Origin of the sequence: Weissella koreensis KACC 15510, from assembly GCF_000219805.1 — a bacterium.
Lineage (GTDB): Bacteria > Bacillota > Bacilli > Lactobacillales > Lactobacillaceae > Weissella > Weissella koreensis.
The window spans coordinates 299,166-314,007 of record NC_015759.1; the positions used below are offsets into that span (position 1 = coordinate 299,166).

At 36.3% G+C, this 14,842-nt stretch carries 16 protein-coding genes; all 16 read right to left on the minus strand.

What is annotated here, in order from left to right:
- Positions 1 to 246: 246 nt before the first annotated feature.
- Positions 247 to 1,431: a multidrug effflux MFS transporter gene (locus WKK_RS01475; RefSeq protein WP_006845746.1), complete on the minus strand. Its 1,185-nt coding sequence runs from the start codon at positions 1,429 to 1,431 to the stop codon at positions 247 to 249.
- Positions 1,432 to 1,477: 46 nt separating this feature from the next.
- Positions 1,478 to 2,839 (minus strand): magnesium transporter, encoded by a 1,362-nt coding sequence (mgtE, locus tag WKK_RS01480; RefSeq protein ID WP_006845747.1) that lies wholly within the window; start codon positions 2,837 to 2,839, stop codon positions 1,478 to 1,480.
- A gap of 21 nt (positions 2,840 to 2,860) precedes the next feature.
- Positions 2,861 to 3,772, minus strand: a complete 912-nt coding sequence (locus WKK_RS01485; RefSeq protein WP_006845748.1) for an RluA family pseudouridine synthase — start codon at positions 3,770 to 3,772, stop codon at positions 2,861 to 2,863.
- Positions 3,772 to 4,584 (minus strand): NAD kinase, encoded by an 813-nt coding sequence (locus WKK_RS01490; RefSeq protein ID WP_006845749.1) that lies wholly within the window; start codon positions 4,582 to 4,584, stop codon positions 3,772 to 3,774. Before WKK_RS01490 ends, WKK_RS01485 begins: the two co-directional genes overlap by 1 nt.
- Complete coding sequence (locus WKK_RS01495) at positions 4,559 to 5,218, minus strand: GTP pyrophosphokinase (RefSeq protein WP_006845750.1); 660 nt, start codon at positions 5,216 to 5,218, stop codon at positions 4,559 to 4,561. Before WKK_RS01495 ends, WKK_RS01490 begins: the two co-directional genes overlap by 26 nt.
- Positions 5,219 to 5,557: 339 nt before the next feature.
- Entirely contained in the window at positions 5,558 to 6,739 is a 1,182-nt protein-coding gene (gene glf, locus WKK_RS01500; protein WP_006845751.1) for a UDP-galactopyranose mutase, read from the minus strand.
- A gap of 58 nt (positions 6,740 to 6,797) precedes the next feature.
- Entirely contained in the window at positions 6,798 to 7,691 is an 894-nt protein-coding gene (locus WKK_RS01505; protein WP_013989226.1) for a glycosyltransferase family 2 protein, read from the minus strand.
- Between the two features lie 12 nt (positions 7,692 to 7,703).
- Positions 7,704 to 8,477 carry a DUF4422 domain-containing protein gene (locus tag WKK_RS01510; RefSeq protein ID WP_013989227.1) on the minus strand — a complete coding sequence of 258 codons (774 nt, stop codon included), beginning with the start codon at positions 8,475 to 8,477 and terminating at the stop codon, positions 7,704 to 7,706.
- 103 nt (positions 8,478 to 8,580) lie between these two features.
- Complete coding sequence (gene rpoZ, locus WKK_RS01515; protein ID WP_006845754.1) at positions 8,581 to 8,793, minus strand: DNA-directed RNA polymerase subunit omega; 213 nt, start codon at positions 8,791 to 8,793, stop codon at positions 8,581 to 8,583.
- On the minus strand, positions 8,790 to 9,407 hold the full coding sequence (gene gmk, locus WKK_RS01520; RefSeq protein WP_006845755.1) for a guanylate kinase: 618 nt from the start codon (positions 9,405 to 9,407) through the stop codon (positions 8,790 to 8,792). The genes rpoZ and gmk overlap by 4 nt, the downstream gene beginning before the upstream one ends.
- A gap of 110 nt (positions 9,408 to 9,517) precedes the next feature.
- Positions 9,518 to 11,194: a DNA repair protein RecN gene (gene recN, locus WKK_RS01525; protein WP_013989228.1), complete on the minus strand. Its 1,677-nt coding sequence runs from the start codon at positions 11,192 to 11,194 to the stop codon at positions 9,518 to 9,520.
- Positions 11,195 to 11,211: 17 nt separating this feature from the next.
- Positions 11,212 to 11,661 (minus strand): arginine repressor, encoded by a 450-nt coding sequence (locus WKK_RS01530; protein ID WP_006845757.1) that lies wholly within the window; start codon positions 11,659 to 11,661, stop codon positions 11,212 to 11,214.
- A 5-nt stretch (positions 11,662 to 11,666) separates the two neighbouring features.
- The gene (locus WKK_RS01535) at positions 11,667 to 12,497 is read right to left on the minus strand and encodes a TlyA family RNA methyltransferase (RefSeq protein WP_013989229.1); all 831 of its coding nucleotides are present in this window, start codon (positions 12,495 to 12,497) and stop codon (positions 11,667 to 11,669) included.
- Entirely contained in the window at positions 12,498 to 13,358 is an 861-nt protein-coding gene (locus WKK_RS01540) for a polyprenyl synthetase family protein (protein ID WP_013989230.1), read from the minus strand. It lies immediately after the preceding gene.
- Positions 13,358 to 13,579: an exodeoxyribonuclease VII small subunit gene (locus WKK_RS01545; protein ID WP_006845760.1), complete on the minus strand. Its 222-nt coding sequence runs from the start codon at positions 13,577 to 13,579 to the stop codon at positions 13,358 to 13,360. The genes WKK_RS01540 and WKK_RS01545 overlap by 1 nt, the downstream gene beginning before the upstream one ends.
- A 1-nt stretch (position 13,580) precedes the next feature.
- The gene (gene xseA / locus WKK_RS01550) at positions 13,581 to 14,840 is read right to left on the minus strand and encodes an exodeoxyribonuclease VII large subunit (RefSeq protein WP_013989231.1); all 1,260 of its coding nucleotides are present in this window, start codon (positions 14,838 to 14,840) and stop codon (positions 13,581 to 13,583) included.
- Positions 14,841 to 14,842 lie beyond the last annotated feature (2 nt).

Sequence of the window (14,842 nt, forward strand, 5' to 3'; positions counted from 1 at the left end):
CTACAAACTAAGGACGACTAACACGCGGTACCACCTTAGTTGCAATGAGACAATCTGCCTACATTACCACTCTAATCCTTTTAACGAAGGGATCCGGTTTATTTTCATAAACATTAATTAGGTAGCAACTTCTATCAGACTGTGTTATTTTCACCAAACATAACATCTCTACTTGCTCAAATCTACATAGAATTATTCCTGATTAAATTATATCATATTGTTTCTAGATTGCTCATTGCAAAGTGATTACATTTTTAACCGAGGGACCCGTAAATATAAAATAAACGCCCCCCACTGAACTAAGCAAATCAAAATAGCTAACGCCACATATGAGTCTGTTCCGAAAACCCCGACTAGAGGTGACATTAATCCCCCAATAGCATAGCGAGCCATCCCCAAGAGCGCAGAGGCACTACCTGCTTGAGCTTGTTTGCCACGCATAGCCAAAGCCGTTGCCATTCCTTGCACCCCGCCAATTGCCGATGTGATGATAAAGAAAGCAATTAAAATTAACCATAAATCATTAGCAAAAAATAAACTACCAGCTAATAATAAACCACCAAAAATACCATAAATAATGAATCCACCAAGAATTAAATGTTCCCCATATTTTCGTGCAAAAAAACCTGCAAAGGAAGTGGCAATGGTAATTCCTATCCCATTAATTGCATAAACTACTCCAAACATCGGAATGCTTAGCTGAAAAATATTTTCTAACACAAATGATGAACCCGCAATATATGCAAACAAAGACGCCATCATTAAAGCTTGTATCAATAAGTACAGTGTAAAATTTTTATCATGTATTAATTCTTTATAGTTAACTGTATTACCACCTACTTGACTAATATTTTCTTTTGGTTTTCTAGTTTCAGGCAATCCCCATTTAACCCCAATCCATAAACAAAAGCCCATAACTGCCATAATTACAAAGGTCATCTGCCAATCAGCAGCCATTACAACTAATCCACCTATAATCGGTGCTAAAACTGGAAAAACCCCATTAATCGCTTGATTAATGGCAATATTTTTGGTTAATTCTTTTCCATCAAAACAATCTGTAATAATGGCTAAAGATAAGACAATTCCTACCGATCCAGATAATCCTTGAAAAAATCGTAGAACAATCATAAACCAAATATTATTAATATCGATCATTAATAGTGAAGTAATCCCAAATACTAAAGTTCCTACGAGTAATGGTACTCGACGTCCAATTCGATCAGACCAAGGCCCAATAAATAATTGACCCACTCCTAACCCCACTAACGAGGTAGTAATCGTCATTTGTGCTAATGATGCGGTCGTATGTAAATCTTTTTGCAAAGCTGGTAATCCTGGCAGATAAAAATCCATTGAAAACACAGCAAACGCACTTAAAACTCCCAAAAGGATAATTTGAAATTTATTTAATCTATCTAAACCATGCATGCTCTCTTTTGACCTCTCTTCATCCTTTTTTATCGATCAGTTATTTTCAAACCCAAACATTCAAAATCCAACTTGCAATATTAAAATAAATAATAACTGAGGTTAGGTCACTCAAAGTAGAAATAAATGGTCCTGAAGCTACCGCAGGGTCAATTTTTAAACTTTCCATCAACAAAGGTACAAAAGCTCCAGCTAAATTTGCCACCGTAATCGCCCCAGCCATAGCCAAACCAACGGCTAGACCTAATAAAAAATTAGCCTTCCAAATCCAAACCACTAATAAAATCGTACCGCCGGTAATCAGACCGATCGATAATCCAATTAATAATTCAGTTAAAAACATGATCAAAGTACCCTTTTTTTCTTTTAGGGTAATTCGACGAATTGAAACAGCCAAGGCTTGTGTTCCTGCATTTCCTGCAGTTCCAGTAATTAAACTAATAAAAACGGCTAAGACTGACATTTGTTGCACTAATTGGTCATAGTGATTAATAATAGAGGCTGTCCCAAGTCCCAAAAACACCAAAACAATTAACCATGGTAATCGTTTAAAAATGGATTGAAAAGGTGATTCCTCTAGATCTAAATTATGAACTCCCGCAAAGCGCTCATAATCCTCTGCACTTTCAGCTTCAATAACATCCAAAATATCATCGATCATAATGATCCCCAACATCTTGTTTTGTTCATTAACTACGGGAATCGCCACTAAGTCATAATCTGCCATTAAACGAGCCACAATTTCTTGATCATCACCTGGTTGAACTGTCACCAATGATTGAGTCATAACATCTTGGACTTTTTCGTGATCTGGATGAACAATCAGACTTCGTAAAGAAATTACTCCGATCAATTTTTCTTGCTCAACAACATAAATATAAGAAATTTGTTCTGATTCTTCAGCAAATTGCTTCACTAAGCTTAACGCTTCACCAATCGATGCTTGAGAACTGATGCCAACGTATTCAGGAGTCATCAAAGACCCTGCCGTTTGGTCCGCATATCCTAACAAATTTCGAATTTCTTTTGCATCTGTATCAGATAGCTGCTTCAAATAATGCTCCTGTTGTGCTTCAGGCATTTCATCCAAAACATCCACCGCATTATCGACATACATTTCGTTCAAGACATCCGCAGCATACCGTGGCGTCATTTCTGACAATAATTGATCCTCTTCGACCACTTCTGGTTCGATCAGGTCAAAAACATCTGCCAATTCCATTGGATCAATCCATTCGATTAATTGATGCCGCAATTGAGGTGGTAAAGCTTGATAGATTTGAGCTTGATCATAATTATGCAAATCAAAAAAACACAATTTAAAATCATCTTGTGCTCCATGTTTAAGATCCCTTACAATCCGTTTATAAATTGGGATAATTTCACTTCGTAATTCATCATTAACCATTGATTAATCCCCTCACATTAATTAATCATCAATGAGTTCTGGTAAAAAACCATCCATGACTTTTTTCATATCTTCTGGTACTGGGGCCGTAAAATGGCGATCAATTTGGGCAAAAGGATCAAACCATTGAATCCAATAAGCATGTAACATTTGACGAGTTGCCCCTCGATCTAATGGGCCTCCGTAAATTTCATCTCCTACAAGAGGATGACCAATCGATTTAAAATGAACACGAATTTGATGGGTTCTTCCAGTATGTAATTGAACACGGACTAAGGTTTGATTACCAAATCGCTTTAAGACCCAATATTCTGTTTGAGATGCTCTACCATCTGATCGAACCTCACGTCGTATAAAATCATCATCCATTCGACCAATTGGTGCATCAATCATACCGTAGTCCTGATCCAAGTCACCATCCACCAATGCTAAGTAACGTTTATCAACCGAATGACTTTTTAAATCCTTATCTAATAATCCATGTGCGAAACGATGTTTTGCCAATAAGGCCACACCAGACGTGAATCGATCTAATCTAGTAACCACATGTGGTACTAAGTCGGCCGCATTTTCACGTTGTAAATGTCCTTTAACACGATTAACCATCGTATTCTCACGATCAGCCTTGCCTGGTACAGATGTAACGCCCGCTTCTTTATTTACAACTAAATAATTATCATCTTCAAATAATATTTCAATTGATTGATTTGAAAAAGGCAATAAATCATTACTAACTTCCGGCGGCATAATAACCGTCACCCTTTGATCCATTTTAACTAAGTCCACCGTTTTAACTGGTCGACCATTTAAAAGAATGCGACCGCCACCACGTTTAATAATACTAAACATTCGATGAGAAACTCCGCGTTCAGCCAAAAAATTCTTAATTTTGATACTGCCTTCATCTAATTTAACCCAGCTAAACGTTGCCATTAATCTACTACCTCATCCCCAATAAAACTATTTCTTACTCTACGCCAAAAAGGTGTATGTCTATAACTAGCAAATGAAACTTGTTCATGGGCAACTCTAAATTCAACCCATGCAATTTGGTCAGTTGTTTCGTTTAAATGATCATGACTTAAAATTATTTCATTATCAGCTTTCAACGGTACAACTCGAATTACTTCTTTTGGCCCCACGACCAAAGGAGAACCAAGTGTCCTAAATACCTGATTATTAATTGAAGCAATTTCGGATAATTGAATACTAGCTAAACTAGGATTCATAACAGCTCCACCAATTGCTTTATTATAAGCTGTTGATCCCGTTGGTGTGGCAGCCGTTAAACCATCACCACGAAAACGTTCAAACAATTCACCATCAATTAAAACATCGGCCGCTAAAGTACCCGAAATCTGTTTTAAGGCCGCTTCATTCATTGAAAGAACTCGTTTTTGCGAACCATCTGAATATTGAACAATCGATTCTAATAATGGATATTTAATGGTTTGCGGTTGTAATTGCAGTAAAGAATCAACTAATTCGTCCAATTCAAATTCTTGCCAATCTGCATAAAATCCAAGATGACCCGTATGAACACCCACAAAACGAACTTGATCAATTTGATCTAAATATTTTTGAAATGCTGATAATAAAGTTCCATCGCCCCCGATACTAATCACTACTTCAGGATTAATCTCATCAAATGTAAAACGATGCTTATGTTCTGACAATAAGATTTTAAGATTATCACTTACCTTTTGCGAGCGAGCACTTTTATTCTGATAGATCGAAATTCTCATCGCTTAATGTTTCTCTTTTCGTATGATTTCTTAATGCCTGTTGTGAATCACTAATTTCTTGGTGCATCTCTTGGAACAATTCATCAACCTTGAAAGTTAATTCTGCGACTTCACGTAACTTACCCTCCATATCTTCAGGGTATTCACCTTCATATTTATAATTAATTGCATGTTCAATTGTTGCCCAAACATTCATTTGCATCGTTCGAATCTGAATTTCAACTAAAATTTTACGTTCACCATCAATGGTTTCTAGTGGATACTCCACCACAATATGATATGAGCGATAACCTGAAGGCTTAGAATTAGTGACATAGTCACGTTCTTCCAATACCACCATATCATTTCTATCACGAATTAAATCAACCACCGTATAAATATCATTGGTAAATTGAGTCATGATTCGAATTCCGGCTAGGTCCTGCATATCTTGTTCAAGACGTTCCTCGTCGACATGCCGACGAACTAGTTTTTCTTGGATTGCATCAACACTTTTTACCCGACCTGTCACAAATTCAATCGGTGTTTCTGCGCCCTTAATAATATATTCTTCCCGTAATGCTTTAAATTTAACTTTAAGTTCCGCTACGGCTTGTTCATATGGCCGTAAAAACTTTTCCCAATTATTAATCATCTTCTAACCTTTCTTCGACCATCATGGACACTAAGCCTGACCCTTGCCAGCACTGCATTGCCTACACGTTTTTTCATGGACGCTGGTTTCATTATACTAAAAATTAACGATTTATCCCATCAATTACGACAAAATAACCTCTCATTTACTTTCTTTTTCAAAATCACAATTAATTTAACCTTTATATAAATTAATCCCTAATTCAAATGATCAATCAAATTTCTTTTATAAAATTAAAAATAAAAGTCCTGAATTAATTTTAAAATTCAGGACTTTAAAAAATGAAACAAAACTCATAATTTTAGGTTTAAATAGTTTCAGTTCATTTATATTTAATTGTTATTTAGTCTCATCATGAGCAAAATTAAACTCAGCTTCAAGCTTAAATTCACGACGCAAATCATTGAAAGCTGCATTAATAACTTGATCCATATCGAAATAACGATATTGACCTAAACGACCACCAAAGAGAACTTTAGCTTCGTGTTCACGTGCTTCTTTCGCATATTGTTTATACATGTTAGTATTTTTTTCATCATTAACGGGATAATAGGCTTCTTTACTACGATCCCATGCTTGAGGATATTCGCGTGTAATAACCGTCTTACCTTCATCAGCCAAGCCATCAAAATGACGCCACTCCATAACTCGCGTGTATGGAGTTTCAGCATCTGTATAATTAATAACAGCATTTCCTTGATAGTTATCACTATCAAGTGTTTCACTTTCAAAACGTAGGGACCTATATTCCAATTCTCCATACTTATAATCGAAGAATTGATCAATCATTCCAGTGTAGACGATGCGAGGAAATTCAGCTATATATTCATCACGATGTGCAAAGAAATCAGTATCAACCTGTACATCGATTAAATCATTATCCATAATTAATCGGTCAAAGATTTGAGTGTAACCACCAACTGGGATTCCTTGGTAACGATGATTAAAGTAATTATTATCGTAAATGAAGCGAACTGGCAAGCGCTTAATAATGAAAGCAGGCAATTCCGTCGCTTTGCGGCCCCATTGCTTTTCCGTATAACCCTTGATCAACTTCTCATAAATTTCAGTTCCAATTAATGAAATAGCTTGTTCTTCTAAGTTGCGAGGCGCTTTTCCGTTCATAGCTGCAACAGCTTCTGCCTTTTGTGCATCAATTTTAGCTTTGGCTTCAGCAGGAGTTTTGGTTCCCCACATTTCATAAAATGTATTCATATTAAAAGGAAGGTTGTATAGTGATCCATTATAATTAGCTACAACTTGATTTTGAAAACCATTAAATTCTGCAAATTGACGAATATAATCCCAAACTTCTTTATTATCTGTATGGAAAATATGTGCTCCAAAGTCGTGAACCGTAATTCCGTGCTCACTGTGAGTATACATATTTCCACCAATATGCGAACGCTTTTCAATAATGAGCGAACGCTTACCGCGCTTAGCTGCTTCATGAGCAAAGATTGAACCATAAGGCCCTGCTCCAACAATTAAATAATCATAATTTTTATCGTTAAAAGTCATTCTTCTAATTCCTCTCAATTACACAATCTTCATATAAAGTTAATTAAGTTTACCATAATTAATCTTTTGGTTCAGCAAATTCAATTTCAGGTTTAAATTTATGTCCTGCTACAATCCCACTCCAAACCACTTGAAGGCGTTCTTTTCGATGATCAACTCCGGGTTTAAAAAGCACTCTTAAAAATTCTAGCGTAATTCTAAGATTGGATCTAATATGGCCCATTAACGAACGTTTAGCCCCATAATAAATTTTATTTCGATACGAATAAAAATATCGTGGTAACCGATCAAGCGAATCAGTCAAGACATCAGATCCAACATTACTCTTCATTTTATGGATAACGCGTGCTTGAGGGACAAAATATCCTGCTGCTAAACGTCCTGCCCGTTCCGTATATTCAATATCATCACCCCAAATAAAGAATTCCGTAATTGGTAACCCCATTTGAGCAATAATTTCACGTGGCATTAATAAACTCACAAAAGTAGCGTTTTTTAACTTTTCAGGTGTAGTACTATCCTCTGGAATTTTACGTGCTCGATTCACGGGCGAAGGGTTATTCATCTTGGCTCGATGTCCATCTACCCAGCGTACATCCGAAGCCAAGAATCCAAACTGATCTTTTTCATCAGCAAATTTCAACAAATTCGTCAGCGTATCCGCCAGCGGAACAGTATCGTCATCCATTAACCAAACAAATTCGTCATTAGTTTTTTCCATGAAATAACGAACTCCACGGTTAAATCCTCCTGCGCCACCTAAATTTTCGCCTAATCGTACATACTCAATTTGTGATCCTAGGCTCGTTAAGTAAGCTACAGTATCATCTCTTGAATTATTATCAATCACAATAATATGATCCACTTTTGTTGTGGAATTTTGCAATGCTGCAATAACTTCCTTCAACATCGGCAACCGATTAAAGGTCACAACTACTGCACTCGTTGTCATGCTAGATCTCCTTTAAAAATGTGTTTTAGCCTGGTGCTTTAATCCAAAATGGCGTAATAAGAAATGCCAACCTTTAGTAATCCAATTTATTTTTTCAATTGATACCATTGGAAACTCTTGATATGTCGAATTGGTTTTTATTAACCAAACGTCTAGCATGCGTTCTCCTAAGAAGCCCAATGTACGTTGATCTTGGTCATGTAATTTAGTAAAATCAAGCTCTTTTTCAACGGCTGATAATACATCAAATAAAAAATCAGTATAAGCTTGAAATTCAGTTTGTTTCATTATGCTCATATTAAATAAATGCGCTTTTTTAGAAGCACTGACTTGCTTAAAAGCTTGTTGATAATCAGAAAATTGCTCAGCAATTACTTTTTGTAAAATTTGCCAAGGCTCATGGGAATGCGCGTTCAAATAATGTTGTTCTTGATTTTCAATCCAATAATTTCTAGCCTTGGGTACTAATACATCAAAATTTTCTAAAGCTTGATTAACTTCATATTCAGTTAATATATCTTGATATTGATGACTTGCTTTATGCCCCAGAAAACGCCGATAATGAGCTAACCCAATAATCTTTTGATCCTGTAAATTGTACTTTGCCCAATAAAGCGCCGTTAATTCATTATAATAAGGATTTTTAATCGAAATATTATCTCCAGTTGCATCACTTAAAAAATTATTAATCTTTTTTTTATGTAGAGCTGATCCAACATAAATCGGTTGATAAAATTTATCACTAGGCATCGCATAATCTTTATGGGTTGCTACTAAAATAGGCATGATTTTAGTCATCCTTTCAAAAAACATTTATTAAATAAAAAAGATGAGATTAAAACCCCATCCCCTGTTAAATTTATTAAGCTTTAACTAGCTTAATTAAAGATTAATCGAAGTGCTTCTCGTCTGGATCAACAATAATATTTCCAGCTTCAATTTCTTCCAAAGCTTGTCCTACTGGTTTAACAGAATCAAAGTGTGAAAGTGTTGGTAAACTACCTTGTTCTAATTCATGTGCCCGCTTTGAGCTCAATGCAATCAACTTATAACGTGAATTAACTTTTTCTAACAATTTATCTACTGATGGATATAAGATCATTTTTCTAACTCCTCAATCATGGCTATATATTCTGGTAAAATACGATTAACTCTTAAACGTTCGACCTTAACAATATCTTTAATTCGTTGTACTGCTAACTGAACTTCATCATTGACCACAGCGTAGTCATATTTTGACATCATCCGAATTTCAGATGATGCCGCCGCCACTCGTCGGTCAATAATTTCTGGATCATCAGTTCCACGACCAACTAAACGTTCTTTTAAGGCCTGTAAATCTGGTGGGGTCAAAAAGATGTATGCCCCTTCAGGCATTTTTTCTTTAACTTGCAAAGCCCCTTGAACATCAATTTCCAAGAAAACATCATGTCCCGACGCAAGAGTATTGTCAATAAAACTTTTTGGCGTTCCATAATAATTGCCAACATACTCGGCATACTCTAGCATATTCCCAGCAGTAATATTTTCTTCAAATTCATTACGGTTCACAAAGAAGTAATCTTCCCCGTCTACTTCACCATTGCGTGGTTGACGAGTAGTCATTGAAATAGAATATGTAAAATCAATATCTGGTTCTTCAAATAAGGCTTTACGAACTGTTCCCTTACCTACTCCTGATGGTCCTGATAATACAATTAAAACCCCACGTTTCATGGTCAATGCTCCCCTTTAATCCTTCTAATTAATAACCTTAATCTTACCTTTTTTATTAAATTTATTCAAGCAAAATAAATATCGTCCTATCTACTTATAGAAATAAGGACTCATGAATTTGCTTGAGTCAACAGATCCCGTGCATTGGCACGTGCCGCATCTGTCAATTGATCACCTGATAACATACGAGCTAATTCATCAATCCGCTCATTTTCATTCAAATGTTTAACCGTTGTAACAGTACGCTGCTTAATGATATTTTTCTCAATATAAAGATGATGATCTGCTACCGCAGCCACTTGTGGCAAATGCGTAATAGTAAGCACTTGTGAATAACTAGCAATTTTAGCAATTTTATTTGCAATTGACTGTGCTACCCGTCCTGATACACCAGTATCAACTTCATCAAAAATAATTGATGTTACCCCTTGATCTCGTGCAAAAATAGTTTTCATCGCTAACATCATTCGACTCAATTCACCACCTGAAGCAATTTTAGCTAATGGTTTAGCAGATTCCCCTGGATTAGTTTGAATATAAAATTCAATTTGGTCTTGCCCTCTGACCTGCAAATTTTTCGTAGCCGTCAGATGCACAGAAAATACCGCCTTTTCCATGTACAAATCGGCCAATTGTTGATGAATAGCTGTGGCTAATTTAACCGATGCCGCCTGACGCAAATTGGTTAATTGATCGGCTAACTTCTGAGCATTTTTTTTAGCAGCTATAGCCTGTTCCTTTAAATCACTTAACTGTAATCCATTACCAGTCATTTCTGCTAATTCCGCTTCAATCGTTGCTTGATACTTCAAAATTTCCGAAATATCAGTACCGTATTTATTTTCCAAGGTATTAATTAAATTCAAACGATCCGTAACTTCAGTTAATCGTTCAGCATCAAATTCAAGATTATCCCGAATTGATAGCGCCTCAGATGTTGCTTCTTGCAGCTCAAAATATGCTCCTCTAACGGTCTCTGTTAACTTTTGATACCGAGGACTTAATTCCTCGATTCTTTCTAAAGTATCAACGGACCGACTAACAACATCTAATCCATTACCTTCCCAATCACCTGCCAATACTTCATAAGCGGTCGAAAGCGCCTCTAGAACATCCTGAAAATTAGATAGTTCTTGATATTCATGATTTAATTGTTCTTCTTCACCCACGATTAAATGTGCTTCCTGCAGCTCATTTACTTGAAAGTTTAACATGTCTAATCTCTGAGCAAAGGCTTGTTCATCTGCTCGACGTTGTTGATACAATTTGAAATATTTTCTGTATTCAGAATAAGCGGATTGATACTTTTTCAATACAGGACCAACTTCCTTTTGCGCAAATTGATCTAATAAATATTCATGCCGATCAACCTTCATAAGTTCCTGATGCTCATTTTGGCCATGAATATCTACTAGGTACTGTCCTATTTTACGCAGACCAGCACCATTGACCATTACCCCATTAATTCGAATAACGTTCCGACCGCTTCTATGAATTTCTCGACTAATCAGTACCTGATTATCATCTAATTCAATCCCGTATTCTTCCAAAGCCGGCAAAACGTTTGCATTAGTTTCAACAGAAAAAAGGCCCTGTAAGGTCGCTTTTTTAGTTCCTTCTCTAATATACTCTACAGAACTACGACCACCCGCTAACAGACCAACGGCATCAATAATAATTGACTTCCCTGCTCCCGTCTCACCCGTTAAAACCGTCATTCCATTTTCAAAACTCAAATCCAGAGTTGGGATAATTGCAAAATCTTTAATTGAAAGTTCTTGTAACAAAATTTTGCCTCCTATCGCTAAGATAATTGTAATAATTGATATAACAACTGTTTACCTGTATACCCTTCTTTGACAATCACCAATACAGTGGAATCATCCCCTAATACCCCAAAAACTTCTGGTAAATCCATGGTTTCTAACGAAATTTTCAACACAGGACCCGTTCCAGGACGAACTTGAATTAAAACCATATTATTTTGCGCTTTTATCTTTGTCTGATCTTCATTTAAAATTGCCCGTACTTGCACTAGATAGTCCGCTCCATGCATGATGTCATATGCAAAGCCACCACGTGCTAACGGAACTTTGACCAGCTGCATACTAGCTATATCTCGTGAAACCGTTGCTTGTGTAACGTTCCAACCACGTTCATTCAAAATTTGCACCAATTCATCTTGCTTTTGTACTTTTTGTTGCGTAATAATTTTTTTTATTTCAGCCTGTCGTTCTTTTTTATTACTAACCATCTCTGTTACTCCCGGTGAGCATTTAATTGTTCATGCGCCGCTGTGACTACGGATTGGCGTTGCGTTTCATCTAATGTTTCAGCCCCACCATCTAACTTCAAATGTGCAATAAATTCAATATTACCAGACCCACCTTTAATAGGGGAAAAATCAAGATTAACAATACTAAATCCAGCTAATTTAGCATATTCGCTAACTTTATTAATAACAGACAAGTGTGTCCTAGCATCCTTGACAATTCCATGCTTTCCAACTGCTTCACGTCCTGCTTCAAACTGCGGCTTAATCAAAGTTGCTACTGACCCACCTTCAACTAAAATTTTAGATAAGGGTCCTAAAATTAAATTTAATGATATAAATGAGACATCAATGGTCGCCATTTGAGGTTGACCTGCATCAAAATCAGCTAGTTCACTGTACCTAAAATTAGTATTTTCCATAACGATGACTCGTTCATCTGAACGTAATTTCCAGGCAAGTTGATTAGTTCCAACATCCAACGCATAAACTTGTTTCGCCCCACTTTGCAATGAAACATCCGTAAACCCACCCGTCGATGAACCAATATCTAAAACAATTTTATCCTTAAAATCTAAATTAAAAACATCTCGCATTTTTTCTAGTTTAAATCCGCCACGAGAAACATATGGCATTGGTGTCCCTTTTAAATGCAATTCAGTGGTAACCGGAATTTTTTCGCCTGCTTTATCCATTCGTTGCTCATTAATACCTAAAATTTCACCAGCCATAATGGCACGTTTTGCTTGCTCCCTTGACGTAAATAGTCCTTGTTGGACCGCCAATACGTCCACTCGTTCTTTTATTATTCCTGTCATTTAATTTTCCACCATATCATCAAAATAATGCAAACAATCATTTAAAAGTTCTGTTTCATGATTAGTTGCTACTTGTATTTTTTTTAAACTATCTTGGGCTTGTTTTAATTGTTTAATTAATTTATTTTTTGCACCATCAATTCCTAACAAATAAGGATATGACTGTTTATTTTCTGTATCATCCTGTTTTAAATCTAATAAATCGTCTTTAATCTGAAAAGCTAATCCAAATGCAAGACCAAATTCAGCCAACTCCGTCTGTACTTCAGACGATAAATCAGTAATAATTCCTCCAGCTACAAATGAATAAGCTAATAATGCCCCTGTTTTACCACGATGAACTTTTGCTAATTCATTGACTGAAATATCTGGTTTATTAGTCGCTTCCATATCAGCAAATTGACCGCCAACCATACCATAAGCTCCAGCAGCCTGCGCTAAATTATGTACCAATTTAACTTGTTGCAAACTGGTTAACACTGGATTAATCAACCATTCAAAGGCAGTTGCTTGAAGGGCATCACCTGCTAAAATGGCAACATCCTCTCCATATTGACGATGTACTGTTGGCTGTCCCCGCCTCAAATCATCATCATCCATAGCTGGTAAATCATCATGAATTAGACTATATGTATGAATTAATTCAACAGCATTGGCTACCTTCAAATATTGTTTAGGATCTTTTCCAAAGGTTTCAATGACTGCTAAAGTTAGAAGGGGTCTTAAACGCTTTCCGCCATTTAAAGCTGCATAGCGCATAGATTGTATTAACGTATTATTATCCGTTGAAGTTCCCAAATTATGCTCTATATTTTGTTCAACTAATGCCTGATATTGCTTTATAAATTCATTAAAAGACATTACTTACCCTCAACATCAAAAGGTACTTCTGACCCATCATCTTGAACCATCTTAGTTAAGTTTTGCTCAGCTGACTGTAATTCAGCCTGTAATTCTTTTACTAATTTCGTTCCATCTGTAAAAGATTCCATGGCTGTCCCCAAAGGAACCTCACCTTGTTCTAATTGGGCCACAATCTTTTCTAAAGTATTCAATTTTTCTTCAAATGTTGTTTCACTCATCTTACTTCTCCACTCCTTGTACTTCTGTCAAAATCGTTCCATCACTAACCTTAATCTTTAATTTAGCACCTTGTTCAACTTGATCAATCCGCTTAATAACTGTTTCTTCTTGCGTCGTTACACTGTACCCTCGAGCTAACACTGCTAACGGGCTCACCAAATTCAAACCATTAACAAGTTGCTGGTAACGATTTTGCTTTTGTTGAAATTGTCGTTGCATTGCTGGGGTTAAGCGTTGTTCTAGCAAATTAAATTGATGTTGTTTTTGTTGAAGCAAATTTTCAAAATTATTCTGTAAATTTTGAGTTGCATGGTCTAAGCGCTGATTGACACCCTCATATAAACGTGTGGGTTCGTTTAGAACTCGACTTTGCCGTACCCGATCAAACCGTTCTCTTAAATATTGAAGTTTTTGTTCTAAAGCATGATTCATTTGAACCTGAATATTTAGAAGGCCATTTAACACATCCGTTAATAAAATTGGTGTTGCAATTTCCGCAGCAGCAGTCGGTGTGGCTGCTCGTTGATCTGCAACGTAATCTGCAATAGTTGTATCTGTTTCATGTCCGACAGAACTAATGACTGGGATAGAGCTTTGTACTAACTGTAATGCCAAACGTTCATCATTAAAGGCCCATAGATCTTCCATGGATCCTCCACCACGACCAATAATCAAAACATCAAAATCATTTTTATTATCAACAGCTTGCAACTGTTTTAATAAACTGGGCACTGCATTTTCACCTTGGACAACAGCCGGATAAAGCGTAATTTGCGCAATAGGATAACGTCGTTGCACTGTCGTCATAATATCTCTGATGACTGCCCCACTAGGCGAAGTTATCACTGCAATTTTTTTAGGAAACCTGGGGATCATTCTTTTATTTCTATCAAAGAGGCCTGCTTGTTGTAACTTCTTTTTTAATTGTTCAAATTGAACCGCCAGCGCACCAATTCCATCCGGTTCAATTTTCTCCACAATAATAGAATAGCTTCCGCTTGGTGCATATAAATCTAAGTGTCCAACTATATTAACTTTCATCCCACTTTCTAGTTCAAAAGGTAATTTATTATAAACTCCTTGAAACATAGTGGCATTAATCACCGACTTTTCATCTTTAATCGAAAAATATTGATGTTTCGGCCGAGGTCGAAAATTAGAAATTTCGCCCGTTAAATATACTTTTTGCAAGTAAGGATCAGCCGTAAATTTCCGCTTTAAATACTGCGTTAAAGCACTAACGGTTAAGTAATCATCCATTT